Genomic DNA, 15203 nt, shown 5'->3' with positions numbered 1-15203 from the left:
ACGATGGACATGGGCGGTTTGCGGAAGCTGGCGTGGGCAATCCTGGTGCTCGGCACCGCGTGCAGCGGCGCGCGCCAGGCGGGGAAGGTGGACGCGGCCGCCGCCAGGACGCAGGGCGTCGGCGGCTCCGGGATGGCGGGCGCGCTGCCCGCGTCCGCGAACACCCCCTACGTGGACGAGGAGCTGGGCTTCGAAATCGTGCGCCCCAGCGACGAGTGGCAGTTGGACGAGACGAACGAGCGCACCCCGGAGGGCCTCTCCATCCCCGTCGTGCTGCGCCACCCGCCCTCCGGCGCGCAGGTGGTGCTCCAGGTGGCGCCCGCGGTGGCCACGCCCACGCAGTTCGCAGAGCGGCTCACCGAGGGGCTGCGCCAGCAGCCCGGCTTCACCACCACGGACCCGGTGCCCTTGTCGCTGTCCGACAACGCGGTGGGCTTCGACTTCCAGGTGGGGGATGGCGTGCATGGCCGCGTCGCCGTCCGCGACGGGCGCAAGGGGCACGTGTTGATGATGCTCGCCACCTGGCCCGCCCAGGCGGTGGCGTCCGTGATGCAGAACGTCGACGCCCTCATCGAGGGCATCCGCCCGCTCCCCGACCACAAGACGCCGCCGGGCACGCTGCCCCAGGCCCGGCGCGCGCGCTGAGCGAGAACCCGGGCCTTCGTGTGTCGGGGGCTCGCCAGGAGGCGGCTGCTGGGTCGACGTGGCTCGCGATGATGCACGGTGGCGCCGTCAGGGACGTCCCCTGACGGCACCCCGGAGAAGCCGCTTCAGCCGCGAGCGGCCTTGCGCGCGCCCTTCGCGGCGCGGGCGGGCTTCGCGGGCGCGGCGACCGCCGGCTCGCTCTCCTGTGCCTTCGTCCGCAGCCGCACCCACTCGACCAGGGTGCGCACGCCGACGCCCGTGGCGCCCTTGGACAGGTAGCCGCGCTCCTTGGGGCTGTTGGACGGACCGGCGATGTCCAGGTGCACCCACGGCGTGTCGCCCACGAACTCCTTGAGGAAGAGCGCGGCGTTGATGGAGCCGCCCCAGCGCTCGCCGGAGTTCTTCATGTCGGCGACCTCGGAGCGCAGCGCGTCCTTCTGCAGGTCGCTCACCGGCATGCGCCACATCTCCTCGCCCGCGTTGCGCGCGGACTGGAGGACCTCGTTCACCGCGCCGTCATGCTCGCCGAACGCGCCGACGATGTAGTTGCCCAGCGCGACGATGCAGGCGCCGGTGAGCGTGGCCAGGTCGATGACGGCGGACGGCTCGTGCTCGCAGGCCCAGGTGAGGATGTCGCCCAGGACGAGGCGCCCCTCGGCGTCCGTGTTGGTGATTTCCACCGTCTTGCCCAGCCGCGACGTGAGGATGTCACCTGGCTTGTATGCGTTGCCGGCGGGCATGTTCTCGCACGCGCCGATGAAGGCGTGCACGGGGAAGGGCGGCTTGAGCGCGGCGATGACGCGCATGGCGCCCAGCACCGCGGCGGAGCCCGCCATGTCCGTCTTCATGTCCACCATGCCCTCGGTGGGCTTGAGCGACAGACCGCCGGAGTCGAAGGTGATGGCCTTGCCCACCAGCGCCAGCGGCGGGCGCTTGGCGTCGCGCGCGTTCTTCGGCGTGTACTCGACGTGGATGAGGCGCGGCTCCTCGGTGCTCCCGGCGGTGACGCCCAGGAACATGCCCATCTTCAGCTTCTCGATTTCGCGCTGGCCACCGATGGTGACCTTCAGCCCGTGCTGCTTCGCGGACGCGCGCGCGGCCTCGGCGAGCACCGTGGGCGTCACCGCGTTGGGCGGCTCGTTGACCAGGTCGCGGGCCCAGTTGGTGGCCTCCGCCACGCGGCGGCCCAGCGCCAGCGCGTCGTCCAGCTCACGCGACTTCTCCGCGCCCTCGGGCAGCACCAGCGCCACCTTGGCCGGGCGGGGCGCGCTCTTGTCCTCGCGCGCGGCGGACTTGTACTTGTCGAACCGGTAGGCGCCCAGCTCCAGGCCCTCCGCGATGGCCCGCACCGCGTCCGGGGCCGCGTCGGTGGTGGGCAGCGCCACCGTCAGCGACGACACCTTGAGCCGCTGGGCCGTCTTCGCGGCGCGGCCGGCGGCCAGGCGCAGCACCTCCGGGGTGAAGCGGGCGCGGTTGCCCAGGCCCAGGAGGAGCACGCGCTCCGCCGTGACGCGGCCGAGCGTGTGCATCACCAGCGATTGGTCCGTCTTCGCCTTGAAGCCCTCCTGGGTGGCGGCGCCCCGCAGGCGGCCCTCCAGGGCACTGTCGGCCGCGGCCAGCGAGGCCGGGCCACCGTCGCCCAGCTCGCCCTCGAAGAGGGGAATGACGAGCAGGTCGCCATTCACACGGGTGGCGTCGCCGGAGACGAAGCTGAAATTCATGGGCCGATGAACTCCTGAACGGGAGAGGGGAAGGACGTGAAGGCCGCGGACTGTACCCCCCACCTGATGCCTCGCAAAGCGCTGGATGTCATCCGGGTGGTTGCATTGGCGTTGGGGGCTGGGTAGCAGTCAGGGGCCATGCCCACCTTGCTGATGCACCTGACCGCCATCGAACGGTTGGCCGCCAACCCCGGCGAGCTGCCGGCGGATTGGGTTCGCGCGTTGTCGGAAGACCTGCCGTACGCGCGCTTCGGCGCGGCGCTCCCGGACCTCCCCCTGTGTGAAGGCGTACGAGGAGGCCTGGCCGCCTTCCTGCCGGAGCGGGAGCTGCCGCTGTTCGCGCGGCTGTACCACGAGCGCGCCCCGGTGGGCTTCGGGCTGAAGATGGCGGAGCTGGTGGCCACCGGCGCGCTCGTGGGCACCGAGCCGGGGCTGGCCCTGCTGGCCGGTTACTTCACGCACCTGTGCATCGACCGGCGCCTCAACCCCGTGGTGGAGGCGCTCGTCGTGCGCCACCGTCGACGCGGCGAGCGCGCCCTGTCGGCGCACCGCGACATCGAGTGGGCGCAGACGCTCTTCTACCTGCGCGAGCTGCACGGGGTGGAGCTGCTCGGCTCGCCCCGGCTGCGCGAGAAGTGTCAGGTCGTGAAGAGTCCGGGCTTCCCGTGGCGCGGCATCGGCCGGGGCATCTACGAGCTGGTGCGCCTGTCGTCGCAGGAGCGCGTGGGCCAGGCGCCCTCCAAGGCGGAGGTGGATGGCTGGGTGCGCGGCCTGTACGTTTCCGGACTCTTCCTCTCCAGCCCGGTGGGCCGCACCCGCGCGCTGCCCGCCTTCGCGCACCTGTCCTTCCAGGAGCTGTACCGCAACGACACGTTCGACTTCTCGCAGGAGGTCGAAGGTGCGCTGGAGTCGGCGCGTGGCGTCCTGCGGAGGTTGCACGGCTACATGACGAGGGGCACATTCACACCCCGTACGCGCGCCCGCTTCCTGGAGGCGTTTCCCGAAGGGAACCTGGGCGTACGCGCGGCGTAGCGTGGGCGCATCCGTCCCTCGGGGGCAGCCCAGGTTCGCGCGCAGAGCAACCGTGCTGCCGAGCCGATCGCTCGACGGGGAATGCCGCTGTCCGAAGTCCGGGGCCGCTCCTATCCTCGGAGAGGCATGACGGTTCTCCTCCTCATCGGCGTGGGCGGGCTCGCGGGGACACTGGGCGCGATGCTGGGTATCGGAGGTGGCATCGTCCTGGTGCCCGCGTTGGTGTTGGGCTTCGGCCTGCCGTTGGAGGAGGCGGTCCCCGCCAGCCTGATGTGCGTGGTCGCCAACTCGTGCGCGGCCGCGGCCGGCTACGTGGACAACCACCTGAGTGACATCCGCCTGGGGCTGACGCTGGAGCTGGCCACGGTGCTGGGCGCCATCGTCGGAGGGATGGTGGCGGCGCTCATCGCGCCGGCCATGGTGGCGGTCGTCTTCGGCTTCTTCACGCTGTACGTCGCGCTGCAGATGATGCTGGTGCGCTCGCCGCGCCACGAGCCCTCGACGCTGGACGACTACCGGCCGACGAACTACCCGCTCGGCATCTCCGGCTCGTTCGTGGCGGGCGGCCTGTCCGCGCTGCTGGGCGTGGGCGGCGGACCGCTGAAGGTGCCGCTGATGAGCTACGGCATGCGCGTGCCCTTCAAGGTCGCCAGCGCCACCAGCAACCTGATGATCGGCGTGACGGGGGCGGCGAGCGTCGCCGCGTACGCGCTGCGCGGCCACCTGAAGCTGGCGCTGGTGTCGCCGCTGGTGGTGGGCGTGCTCGTGGGCGCCTCCATCGGCGGGAGGCTGATGCCGCGGGTGCCCACGGCGGTGCTCAAGAAGCTCTTCGCGTTGGTGCTGCTGACGGTGGCCGGACAGATGTTGTGGAAGGGAGGGGCGGGATTGTGGCCGAACGTGTGGAAGTGAGTGGGGGAGAGCCGGATGGCTCGGTATCGCCGCCGGTGACCGCGGCGGTGGTCGCGGAGCCGGCGGCGAGGTTGGGTCGCAACACGATGATGGCCGCGGCGGCGCGCGCCGAGGCCCCGGCGCTGGACGCGGAACCCGTCACCGCCGCGGAGCTGGACGTCCCCTCGGGTGACTCGGTCCCCGCGAGGGACCGGACGGTGGCGGGGGAGCGGTGGATCGCCCGCGTCCTGCGGGTGGGCGCGGTCCTCAGCGGCGCGATGTTCGTGCTGTCGCTGGGACTGGAGGCGCTGCCCGGCACGGAGGAGACACACGTCGCCATCGACCAACTGCGCAAGGCGGCGGCCTCCCTGCTCCTGGTGACGCCCGTGGCGCGGCTGGGCGTGGCCGGGACGCTGCTGGGGCTGCGCGGGGAGTGGCGCTACCTGGCCATCTCCGCCGGCGTGCTGGGGCTGCTGGCCCTCGCGGTGGGGGCCGGCATCCAGGCGTGAGTGGCGCGCTGCGCGTGGACTCCCAGGGCCCGCGGACGCGAGGCCTGGGGAGCCCCGCGCGGCTTCAGGCGCCTCGCGCCGTGAAGTGGGCGAGGATGTTGCGCACCTTGGCGACCTCGTCCATGCGGCCCTGCTCCTCGTAGAGCGGCAGCACCGCCTCCAACTGGACGCGCGCGGCGGCCAGGTCCTGCGTGTAGTAGCAGGACAGGCCCAGGTCCCAGCGGGCGCGCGCCTCGTACACGTGGTCGTGCAGCTCCTGGTAGAGCTCCACCGCGCGCAGCAGGTGCGTGCGCGCCGGCTCGTGGTTGCCGAGCAGGCCCTCGGACTCGCCCAGCAGCAGGTGGCCCAGCGCGAGCGCCTCCGGGTCCTCGCCCTGCTCCAGCAGGGGGATGGCCTCCAGGAAGCGCTTGCGGGCCGGCTCGTACTCGGCCTTCTCCATCCGGATGTCGCCGATGTCGAGCAGCAGCCGGGCGATGCGCTCGTTGTTGCGCGTCTGCCGGTAGAGGATGAGCGCCTCCTGGTACTTCTCCTCGGCCGCGTCGGGCTGCCCCAGGGCGCGCAGGGACTCGCCGATGCAGGCGCGCGACAGCGCCTCGCCGTCGCGGTCCTTCGTCTCGTTGAAGAGCTTGGCGGCCTGGGCGATGAGCTCCACCGCGCCGCGGTGGTCCTCGAAGTGGGCCTTCACCACGCCCAGCCCGAAGCACGCCTGGGCCTGGCCGGGCTTGTTGCCGGCCTCCTTGAACAGGGCGAGCGCCTCCTCGTAGCACTGCCGGCTGGCGGCGTGGTCCTCCAGCATGCCGTGCAGCTCGGCGAGCCCCACCAGCCCCTGGCCGATCTGCGCGGGGGTGCCGGTGATGCGCGTGGTGGCGAGCGTGTTCTTCTGCTTCTGGAGCGCCTCGAGGAGGTGGGCGCGTTCGGTGTCGTCGGACGGGTGCATGCTCAAGCGTCGCCACCCTTGCGGCGCCGGGCCGCCTTGTCCAACGAATCATGCTTCTCGCTCCGGTCAGCGCCATTGACGGCCGCGGGCGGAATCACGTGCGCGCCGCTGGGGCCCGGCGCATGGCGCTCCTTCTCGTGCTTCTCGCCCTGCTCGTAGCCCAGCAGCGGGGAGAAGAAGCAGTCCTTCTTGGTGTACTCGTCGAAGGCGAAGGCGAAGCGGTAGCTGGCGGCCGCGCGCTGGTTGCAGTCCGTGCGCTCGCAGAAGCGGCAGGAGATGCCGGAGGGGATGGCGTCCTTGCGCAGGTCGTTGGTGGGCAGGCCGTAGGCCAGGTACTTGGCGTTCTCCGCGTGGGTCCCCAGGCCGATGGAGTACGCGGTGCCCTTCACGATGGAGCCCTCGGTGGGCTGCAACTGCACCTTGGCGAAGCAGAAGTACGTCGTGCCGTCCGGCATCATGGAGTACTGCCGGGTGAGCTGGGACGGGTTGAGGAAGGCCAGGTGCACGGCCCACTTGCCGCAACTGCCGCCGCCGGTGGCGAAGCGGATGCCGGTGCCGCTGTAGCGCTTGGAGATGTTGCCGGCGATGTCCGAGCGCAGGAAGTGGAAGGGGATGCCCGGGCGCTTGGGGTCCGACAGGTTGCACAGCCGGTGCGCCACCGTCTCGTAGGTGGAGCCGAAGATGCTCGACAGCAGCTCCACGTCGTAGCGCGTGCGCTGGACCTCCTTGAAGAAGTCCCCGTAGGGCAGCATCAGCGCGCCGGCGAAGTAGTTCGCCAGGTTGACCTTGATGAGCCGCTGCGTCTCCGCGTGCCGCGTGCGGCCCGCGCCGAGGATGCGCTCGACCAGCTTCTCGCGGTCGAGCATCAACAGGCCGATGGACGCGGCGATCTGGAACTTCAGCGGCTGCTCGGTGAGGTCCGGCGACAGCGTGAGCGTCTGCTCCTCCGGGTCCAACCGGCGCACCACGGACGAGCCGCTCGGCGCGGGGTCGAAGTGGACGCGGTAGCCGAAGCGCTTCTCCAGGAGCTGGATGAGCTGGCCGCTGGTGAGCTGTCGCTCCATGCTGACGTCCCGCCGCAGCTCCTCCGCCTGCTCCTCCAGCTCCGGGAAGTAGTTGCGGTGCGTCTCCAGGAAGTCGCTCACCTCGTCGAACGGTGAGTAGTCGAACCGCACGCCCGGCACCGTGCCGTTGCCCGCGCCAGCCTGCGTGCGCGTGCGCTCCTCGACGTTGAGCTGCGCGAGCACGTTCTCCAACTGCGTGCGCGTGTTCTTGTAGAGGTTGAAGAGCGCGGCCACCGTGCCGGCCAGCTTCGGCTCCGCCGACAGCGACTGGAGCGACTCCGGGTCGATGTCCAGGCTCTTGAGCAGCGGCTCGTCGAGCAGCTTGGCGAGCGCCTCGTCCACGCGGCCCTCGCCCAGCGTGGACATGAACTGCTCGGGGTCCTGGTCGAAGTACCGCAGCGCCTTCCACAGCAGCGGGAAGGGCATGACCCGTTTGCCCTTCTCAATGAGGTTCAGATACGCGGGCGATACCCCGAGGTCCTTCGCCGCGTCCGCCTGCTTGATGTTGCGGGCAAGACGCAGCCCCCGGAGCTTCAAGCCCACGTTGGCGTTCAGTGCGTTGTCGTTCATGGCCGAATCGGATCCATGGAGCGTCCTGGCCCGGCTCCCTGGCTCCTCACAACCACTCTGCAAATCGATTTACCGATTTGCAATCAACGTTTTTCTTCGGGCGGACCCCTGTGCTGCGGCCGACGGACCGGCTGTCCACCATCCGCACTTCGACCATGGAGGGGATGTATCTACATGTAATTATTGTGCTTTATGGCGGTGGCGATGTGCGTCGAGGCAGGTTTCTGACGCACGTTGTCAATCGCTTTACCGCCGCGTCGCGGCATCGTGACGTGGGCGGTCGGTAAACTGGATTTCACGGTTTACAGCGATGGAGTCCGCGGTCGTTGGGGCGGCAGTCAGGCGATCATCCGCCGGAAGACGAGGGACACGTTGGTGCCTCCGAAGCCGAAGGAGTTGCTCATCACCGCGTCCACGCGGGCCTCGCGCGCGGTGTTGGGGACGCAGTCGAGGAGGATGCGCGGGTCCTGGTGGTGGAGGTTGATGGTGGGCGGCAGCACGCCGCGGGTGAGGGCGAGCACGCTGACGACGGCCTCCGCCGCGCCCGCCGCGCCGTTCATGTGGCCGGTCATCGACTTGGTGGAGGAGATGGCGACCGAGCGCGCGGCGTCGCCGAAGACGCGGGCGATGCCCTCCATCTCCAGCACGTCGCCGATGTCCGTCGAGGTGCCGTGGGCGTTGATGTAGCCGATGTCCGCGGGACGCAGCCCGGCGTCGTTCAGCGCGGCGCGCATGCTGCGCTGGGCGCCCTCGTGCTCGGGGGCGGGCTGGGTGACGTGGTGCGCGTCGGAGCTGGCGCCGTAGCCCACCAACTCGGCGAGGATGCGCGCGCCCCGCGCCCGGGCGTGCTCCAGCTCCTCGAGCACCAGCATGCCGGCGCCCTCGGCGACCACGAACCCGTCGCGATCCACGTCGAAGGGCCGGCTGGCGGTCTCGGGGGAGTCGTTGCGCGTGGACAGGGCCTTCATCGCCGCGAAGCCGCCCACGCCCAGCAGGCTGATGGGCGCCTCGGAGCCGCCCGCGACGGCCGCGTCGAACTCACCGCGCTGGATGCCGCGCAGCGCCTCTCCCAGCGCGTGGGCACTGGTGCTGCACGCGGAGTTGGTGGACCACGACGGGCCCTTGAAGCCGTGGCGCAGGGTGACGTACCCGGGCGCCATGTTGATGATCATCTGCAGGATGAAGAACGGGCTGATGCGGTCCGGTCCCTTCTCCATCGCGCGCCGGTAGGTCTCCTCCAGGCTGGAGATGCCGCCGATTCCCGAGCCGATGATGACGGCGACGCGCTCGGCGTTCTCCGGTGTGGCCTTCAGGCCCGAGTCCGCCAGCGCCATGTCCGCGGCCACGACCGCGAACTGGGCGAAGCGGTCCATGCGGCGCGCCTCGCGTCGCTCGATGAAGGACTCGGGGTCGAAGCCCTTCACCTCACCGGCGATGCGCGAGTCGAGCCGGCTCGCGTCGAACAGCGTGATGGGCCCCACGCCGCTGCGCCCGTGGATGAGCGACTCCCAGCTCGCCTCCACCCCGATACCGCACGGGCTGATGAGCCCCATGCCCGTCACCACCACGCGTCGCTTCTGCATCCGCTGCTCCCTTGCTCGCCATGGGAGCGACGCACGGCCCCGGCCCGCCGTCCGCCCTCTCCCCATGAACTGGATGGCGGATTGTATTATGGAGATAATCAAATGGCGGCAAGCGGAGTTCACCAGGAAGTGCTCCACTGGTCCCACATGGAATGATGGACATCATTTGAATACCGAGGAGAGCCATCGATGAGCGAGGGACAGGGTTCGGCGCGGACGCGGACGGTGACGTGGAGGGACTACCGGGAGGGCGTGGCGGCGGCGAAGACGCTGTCCGGGTTGGAGTACCTGAAGGCCATCGTCCGGGGAGAGGTGCCCGGGGCGCCCATCGCGGCGCTGATGGGCTTCACGCCCGTGGAGGTGTCGGAGGGGCGCGCGGTGTTCGAGGTGGAGCCGGCGGAGTATCACTACAACCCCATCGGGACGGTGCACGGGGGACTGGCGGCCACGTTGCTGGACTCCGCCCTGGGGTGCGCGGTGCACTCCACGTTGCCGGCGGGTTCGGGCTACACGACTTTGGAGCTCCACGTGAACATGGTGCGCGCCATCTCCCATGACACGGGGAAGCTCTGGTGCACCGGAGAGGTCATCCACGTGGGTGGGCGCGTGGCCACGGCGCAGGCGAAGCTGACCGACGCGGCCGGGAAGCTGTATGCCCACGGCACGACGACGTGCATGTTGTTCCGGCCCCCGGGAGCGGGAGGCCGCGAGTAGGAGGAGACGAGGCGATGCGGTACGCACCCGAGCACAAGCAGGCCACCCGTGAGCGCATCCTCTCCGCCGCGGAGACCCTCTTCCGCAAGGAGGGCTTCGGCGGCGCGAGCGTGGAGCGGGTGATGCGCGCCGCCGGACTCACGGTGGGCGGCTTCTACGCCCACTTCGCCTCGAAGGACACGTTGCTCGCGGAGTCGGTGCGCGCGTTCTTCGGGCGCCAGCAGTCGCGGTGGCTCGGCGGACTGGAGGAGCTCCGGGGCGCCGAGTTCCTCAGCCACTTCGTGCGCCGGTATCTCAACCACCACATCCGGGACAACATGGAGACGGGCTGCATCATGCCGTCCGTGTTGTCGGACCTGACGCGCGGCACGCCGGAGTCCCGTGAGGCGCTCGCGGAGGGGTTGGAGGCGCTCGTCGGCGCCGTCGGCGAGCGCGTGCCGGGGGAGGGCACCACCGAGCGCAAGCGCGCGCTCGCGACGGTGGCGCTCCTCTTCGGCGCGATGACGCTGGCCCGCGCGACGAAGCCGTTGCCGCTCTCGGATGAAATCCTGGAGGCCGCCCGTGACTTCCTGCTCGCGGGGCGGGCCCCGGTGGAGGGCGCGAAGAAGCGTTGAGCCTCGCGGGTGGAGGTGGCCTCCGCTGCGCGACACCCGCCGTGAGGCAGCGCCGAGTCCGTGCAGGCGGCGACGGGCGCAACGCGAGCATGGAGGCATGGCCATGGTCGCGGGGAGCGGGTGAGGGAGGCGACGGGCTCGTCCGCGTGGGGCGTTGCCTCGCGAAGGGATGATGCGCCGCGGACAGTCGGCGCATCCTGGCACGCGTCTCGGAGCGGTGCGGGGTAGGGTGGACGGACGATGCCCTGCCCACGCATCCGTGTCGTCCTCGGCCTCCTGTCATGGCTCGTGCTGTCCTGCGTGCGCGTGCCTCCCGCCACGCCCCCCGTTCAACGCGTGGCCCTCCGCTACCACGTCACCTACGTGCGTGTTCCCGAGCACGCGTTGGAGGTGGAAGTGGTGCTCATGCCGGGCGCCCCGCGCTACTTCCGCTTCACCCAGCCGGGCGGCGTGGACGTGGTGTCCGCGTATCGCGAGGAGGGGACGCGGCTCGACGTGGAGGTCGTCGACGGAGGCGTCCGGGTCCCCTCCGGCGTTCGCATCCTGCGCTATCGCTATGCCCTGGAGGCACGCATCCGGGGGCGCGGGCCAGACCTGCATTCAGGCCTCGGCGAGGGCGATGCCTGGCACGTCGCGGGCCGCGCATACCTCCTCCGGCCTCACGAGGTGTCCCCTGGCCTCCGCGCGGAGCTGAGCGTTTCGGAGGCGGAGGCGTTGCTGCCCTGGAGCCCGGACGCGCGCGGGGTGTACCACCTCCGGGGCGAGGACCTGGTCGACTCCGGCTTCCACGGCTTCGGGGGCCGTCGCTGCCAGGTCGTGCTGGTCGACGCGGTCATCGACGTCGCGCTCCTGGGCCACTTCACCCACCTTTCCGACGCGCGCGTGTGTGGCTGGTTGGAGCAGGCCGCGAGCGAGGTCCGCACCGTGCGCCGCGCCTTTCCGCATCCCCGCATCACCGTGCGGGTCATCCCGGTGCGGGGGCGCGACGCGCCTCTCTTCGGCATGGTCCTGTGGAGCTCGCCTCCGAGCATCTCGCTGCTCCTGGGTGAGGCGTCGACCGAGGCGTCGCTCACGCGCGATTGGGTCGCGCTCCACGAGATGCTCCACCTCACGCATCCCGCCCTCCTTCCGCGCGTGTCGTGGTTGTCGGAGGGCTTGGCCACGTACTTCACGGAGCTGGCGCGCGCACGCTCGGGACGACAGAGCGCGCAGCGCGCGTGGGAGGAGCTGGTCGACGGCTTCGCCCGCGGGCGTCGCTCCGCGCGAGGGCGCACCATGGAGCAGGTCGTCGCGAGCAGCGATTTCTCACAAGGGACGTACTGGAGCGGTGCGCTCTTCGCGCTTCATCTCGATGTGGAAATCCGCCGTGCCACTGGAAACACGCGTCACTTGGAGGATGTGTTGGAGTTGCTCGCGGAGCGAGGGACCACGTCGACGTTGGGGGCATTCGGAGTGGCCGTGGATTCCGTCGCGGGCGAGCCCGTGTTCGATGCGCTGCTGGCGCGTCATCTCTCGCGGCCTGCTTTTGTGGAGATGGAAGGTCTGCTAGAAGCGCTGGGAGTGACGGTGGGCGTCGCGGGAGTCAGTCTGGTCGAGGCCCGGGACAGCACGTTGCGTGATGCGCTGGATGGTCCGCGAACCTCCGGCATCTCGCGCTGAAACTTCCAGGGATGTAACCGGTCCTCGGTGCGTTCCGTATCGGATACATCCGCGAATCACCCGGCATCCGTAATGAGCGTCCGAGAGTCCAGATTCACACGGTCATCGGAGACCGGGACCGCTTCGTTCCATCTCATGTCGTTCCCCCCAACGCAGTACTGAAAGGAAGCAAGCACCATGAACGCGAAGGCTCTTGCGGCGATCGTCGGCACCCTGTCCCTGGCTTCTCTCGCCACCGGCTGTGCGTCCACCAAGGCGGCGGAGGGCCAGCAGGCCACCTCGGAGAAGGGCGCCGAGGGCAGCTGTGGTGCCGCCAAGGCCACCGAGGCGAAGGGCGCCGAGGCCGGCTGCGGTGAGCAGAAGAAGGACGCCGCCGCCACCCCTGAGAAGGGCGCCGAGCACGGCTGCGGCGCCGGCGGCTGCGGCGGCAAGAAGTAGAAGTCCTCACGGGTGTGTCGAGGGCGGGTAGGTCCACCCGCCCCGCGCCCCTGCCGGGCGGTGGGAACAGTCCTCCCCACCGCCCGGTTCCATTTCGCGACGAGAGGAGTCCTCCCCGTGGTGGCGACGTACGCGCAGAGACACGGACTCGGACCGCTGGGCGCGGGCATCGGCCTGCGCAGGAGCTTCTACGAGGAGCTGCCCCGCACCCGCCGCTCGCTCGACTGGGTGGAGATCATCCCGGAGAACTTCCTGTCGCTCGGAGGCCGTCCCCAGCGCGCGCTGGATGCTTGCGTCGAGCGCTGGTCGGTGCTGCCCCATGGCGTGGGGCTCGACATCGGCGGCCCGGACGCGCTGGACGTGGACTACGTCACCGCGCTGGCGGCGCTGGTGAAGCGCGTGGACGCGCCGTTCTTCTCGGACCACCTCTGCTACTCCCGGCTGGGGGGCGTGTACCTGCACGACCTGTTTCCGCTGCCCTTCTCGGAGGCCACGGTGGAGCACGTCGTGCCCCGCGTGCGCGAGGTGATGGCGCGCGTGGAGAAGCCCTTCCTGCTGGAGAACCCCAGCTACTACGCGAACATGCCGGGCGGCACCCTGCCCGAGGCCGACTTCCTCCGCCACGTGGTGGAGCAGGCGGACTGCGGCATGCTGCTGGACGTGAACAACGTCTACGTCAACGCACGCAACCACGGCTATGACGCGCGCGCCTTCGTGGACGCGCTGCCGCTGGAGCGCGTGGTGCAGATCCACCTCGCGGGCCACACGACCTATCCGGACGTCATCATCGACACGCACGGCGACCGCGTCTGCGACGACGTGTGGTCCCTCTATCGCTACGTCCTGGAGCGCACCGGCCCGGTGTCGACGCTCATCGAGTGGGACCAGGACATCCCCTCCCTGGACGCGGTGCTGGACGAGGCGGACCGCGCGCGGGGCGTCTTGACGGAGGTGGCCGCGCGATGAGGCCGACGCTGAAGCACTTCTTCGACAGCATGGGCAGCTACCTCGCCCGCCCGGAGCAAGACACCCTGGACCGCCTCTTCGCCGAGCACCCCGGTTGGGAGGCGCCGCGCTCGCGCGTGGCCCTCTACGGTGACTTCGTGCGGGGGCACGTGCGCACCAGCCTGGAGAAGCTCTTCCCGCTGACGCGGGGCGCCGCGGGGCCGGAGGTCTGGGACTCCCTGGTGGAGGGCTACACGCTGACGCGGCCCGCCCGTCACCACGAGCTGAATCACCTGGGCGAGGGCTTCGCCGCGTTCCTCGCGGACGAGGGCTCGCGTCGGGGGCTCGCGCCGTACCTGCCCTCGCTCGCGCGCTTCGAGTGGTCCGACTTCGCCGTGTTCGCCTCCCGGTCGCCCATGCCCCCGAGCGTGGAGGGGCTGACGGCCAATCCCACGCTGGTGGTGCTGGAGCTGCCGTTTCGCATCTGCGCGTATGTGCGCGCGAAGGGGCAGGGGGCTCCGCCGGAGCCAGGGGAGGAGCTGGCCCTCCTGTGGCGGCACCCGGCGCAGCTCGTGACGTACTTCATGGCGGCCACGCCCCACGCGTTGCTCGCGCTGAAGATGGCCGTGGAGGGGCTGCGCGCGGCGGACGTGGCGGCGGCGACGGGCGTGGCGGAGGCCGACATCGCGGACGCCGTCTCGCGACTGGCGCGTGACGGCCTGGTCCTCGCGCCGGGCTCCTGACGCGAAGTCAGCCCGGGTGGGCACCGCGCGCGCGTCAGCGGCGCACGGAGCAGATGAGTCCGACGCTGGAGTCCTCGCAGCGCGACTCGCCCGGGCACTCCAGGTCCTCGGCGCAGGGCACGGTGCAAAGCCCGTCCACACAGACGCCCGTGGCGAGCCCGAGCGAGCGGCAGCGCGCGTCGTCCGCGCACTCCGCGCCGAACTGGGCCAGCGCCTGGCAGCTCAGGAAGCGGTTGGGGTCCGGCAGGCAGCGCCCGCGCTGACACGTGAAGCCCGCCTCGCAGCGGCTGGCGGCGATGTCCTCGTTCTCGCCCTGGTCGTCGAGCGACTCGGTGCACTCCTTCACGCAGGCCGTGTCGCCCTCGGGGAGCAGCAGGCAGACGGCGCCACCTCCGCAGCGGCCTTCCTTGGTGCACGCGCCACACTCGGGCCCGGCGGCGCCGCAGCGGAAGCCCTTGCAGCGCATCCCCTCGCCGCACTGGTCGTCCTCGACGCACTCCACGCACTGCCCCGAGTTCCTGCACACCAGCCCATCCGCGCACCCCGTCAGCGAGCAGCGGTTGCTGAACTCCGCGTTCAGCTCCAGCTCGAGCCGCAGCTCCTTCTTCTCCCCCTCGCCCACGCAGGCGGTGGACTGGGCCTCGGGGAAGCTCGAGCCCACCAGCGTCAGCGCGTAGCACCCGTCGGGGAGCGGCCCCACCCGCAGGCGTCCGCCGCCGTCCAACGGCAGGCCGGAGAAGGGCGTGCCCTGGACGGCCACCTGCGCGCCCGCCATGCGCTCGCCGTGGGTCGCCCGCACCCGCAGCTCGAGGAAGCCCGCGACGCGCGGGGCGACGCGCTTGACGTCCACCCGCTGTCCGCCGGCCACCTTCACGGAGACGCGCGTCGCCTTCTCCGCCGTGGCGATGATGAACAGGTCCACCGGCCCGGTGGGGACGCCTTCCAGGGTGAAGCGGCCCAGGCCGTCCACCGTGGTGGAGACCTCCGGGCGGTCCACCAGGGACACCGTCGCCACCGCGGGGTCGAACTCCGTGAGCTGGCCCTGGATGGTGCCCACGCGCAGCGGTGCGTTCTCCAGGTTGCCGCACGCGCCCAGCCCCGCCAGCAGCAGGACGCTCATCGCCATGTGCAGAGTCGAGCG

15 protein-coding genes are annotated in these 15203 nt (G+C 70.8%); 10 read left to right on the top strand and 5 right to left on the bottom strand.

Features of this window, described 5'->3' with window-relative positions; translation table 11 throughout:
- The first annotated feature begins 9 nt into the window (after positions 1-9).
- Entirely contained in the window at positions 10-645 is a 636-nt protein-coding gene (locus tag LZ198_RS36745; RefSeq protein WP_253976805.1) for a hypothetical protein, read from the top strand.
- 125 nt (positions 646-770) lie between these two features.
- Here the strand turns inward: LZ198_RS36745 and LZ198_RS36740 are convergent, their stop codons facing one another.
- The gene (locus tag LZ198_RS36740) at positions 771-2366 is read right to left on the bottom strand and encodes a leucyl aminopeptidase (RefSeq protein WP_253976804.1); all 1596 of its coding nucleotides are present in this window, start codon (positions 2364-2366) and stop codon (positions 771-773) included.
- A gap of 138 nt (positions 2367-2504) precedes the next feature.
- On the opposite strand from LZ198_RS36740, the gene LZ198_RS36735 reads away from it, so the two are divergent.
- The 3 genes from LZ198_RS36735 to LZ198_RS36725 all read left to right on the top strand — a co-directional run bounded on the left by LZ198_RS36735 (position 2505) and on the right by LZ198_RS36725 (position 4795).
- On the top strand, positions 2505-3398 hold the full coding sequence (locus LZ198_RS36735) for a hypothetical protein (protein WP_253976803.1): 894 nt from the start codon (positions 2505-2507) through the stop codon (positions 3396-3398).
- Between the two features lie 126 nt (positions 3399-3524).
- Complete coding sequence (locus LZ198_RS36730; RefSeq protein ID WP_253976802.1) at positions 3525-4307, top strand: sulfite exporter TauE/SafE family protein; 783 nt, start codon at positions 3525-3527, stop codon at positions 4305-4307.
- The gene (locus LZ198_RS36725; protein ID WP_253976801.1) at positions 4304-4795 is read left to right on the top strand and encodes a hypothetical protein; all 492 of its coding nucleotides are present in this window, start codon (positions 4304-4306) and stop codon (positions 4793-4795) included. Before LZ198_RS36730 ends, LZ198_RS36725 begins: the two co-directional genes overlap by 4 nt.
- A 64-nt stretch (positions 4796-4859) precedes the next feature.
- On the opposite strand, the gene LZ198_RS36720 is transcribed toward LZ198_RS36725, so the two are convergent.
- The 3 genes from LZ198_RS36720 to fabF form a co-directional block, all read right to left on the bottom strand.
- The gene (locus tag LZ198_RS36720; RefSeq protein ID WP_253976825.1) at positions 4860-5732 is read right to left on the bottom strand and encodes a tetratricopeptide repeat protein; all 873 of its coding nucleotides are present in this window, start codon (positions 5730-5732) and stop codon (positions 4860-4862) included.
- Positions 5733-5734: 2 nt separating this feature from the next.
- Positions 5735-7366: a helix-turn-helix domain-containing protein gene (locus LZ198_RS36715; RefSeq protein ID WP_253976800.1), complete on the bottom strand. Its 1632-nt coding sequence runs from the start codon at positions 7364-7366 to the stop codon at positions 5735-5737.
- A gap of 338 nt (positions 7367-7704) precedes the next feature.
- On the bottom strand, positions 7705-8949 hold the full coding sequence (gene fabF / locus LZ198_RS36710) for a beta-ketoacyl-ACP synthase II (protein ID WP_253976799.1): 1245 nt from the start codon (positions 8947-8949) through the stop codon (positions 7705-7707).
- Positions 8950-9138: 189 nt separating this feature from the next.
- On the opposite strand from fabF, the gene LZ198_RS36705 reads away from it, so the two are divergent.
- The 6 genes from LZ198_RS36705 (at position 9139) to LZ198_RS36680 (ending at position 14062) form a co-directional block, all read left to right on the top strand.
- Positions 9139-9663, top strand: a complete 525-nt coding sequence (locus tag LZ198_RS36705) for a PaaI family thioesterase (protein ID WP_253976798.1) — start codon at positions 9139-9141, stop codon at positions 9661-9663.
- Between the two features lie 14 nt (positions 9664-9677).
- Complete coding sequence (locus LZ198_RS36700) at positions 9678-10277, top strand: TetR/AcrR family transcriptional regulator (protein WP_253976797.1); 600 nt, start codon at positions 9678-9680, stop codon at positions 10275-10277.
- 240 nt (positions 10278-10517) lie between these two features.
- On the top strand, positions 10518-11936 hold the full coding sequence (locus LZ198_RS36695; protein ID WP_253976796.1) for a hypothetical protein: 1419 nt from the start codon (positions 10518-10520) through the stop codon (positions 11934-11936).
- Positions 11937-12113: 177 nt separating this feature from the next.
- The gene (locus tag LZ198_RS36690) at positions 12114-12374 is read left to right on the top strand and encodes a hypothetical protein (protein ID WP_253976795.1); all 261 of its coding nucleotides are present in this window, start codon (positions 12114-12116) and stop codon (positions 12372-12374) included.
- A gap of 120 nt (positions 12375-12494) precedes the next feature.
- Positions 12495-13340 carry an MNIO family bufferin maturase gene (bufB, locus tag LZ198_RS36685; RefSeq protein ID WP_407667495.1) on the top strand — a complete coding sequence of 282 codons (846 nt, stop codon included), beginning with the start codon at positions 12495-12497 and terminating at the stop codon, positions 13338-13340.
- The gene (locus tag LZ198_RS36680) at positions 13337-14062 is read left to right on the top strand and encodes an HvfC/BufC N-terminal domain-containing protein (protein WP_253976793.1); all 726 of its coding nucleotides are present in this window, start codon (positions 13337-13339) and stop codon (positions 14060-14062) included. Before bufB ends, LZ198_RS36680 begins: the two co-directional genes overlap by 4 nt.
- A 34-nt stretch (positions 14063-14096) precedes the next feature.
- Here the strand turns inward: LZ198_RS36680 and LZ198_RS36675 are convergent, their stop codons facing one another.
- Positions 14097-15188 carry a carboxypeptidase-like regulatory domain-containing protein gene (locus tag LZ198_RS36675; protein WP_253976792.1) on the bottom strand — a complete coding sequence of 364 codons (1092 nt, stop codon included), beginning with the start codon at positions 15186-15188 and terminating at the stop codon, positions 14097-14099.
- Between the last annotated feature and the right edge of the window lie 15 nt (positions 15189-15203).

Origin of the sequence: Myxococcus dinghuensis, from assembly GCF_024198235.1 — a bacterium.
Classification (GTDB): domain Bacteria; phylum Myxococcota; class Myxococcia; order Myxococcales; family Myxococcaceae; genus Myxococcus; species Myxococcus dinghuensis.
This window is presented reverse-complemented; position numbering and strand designations above follow the sequence as displayed.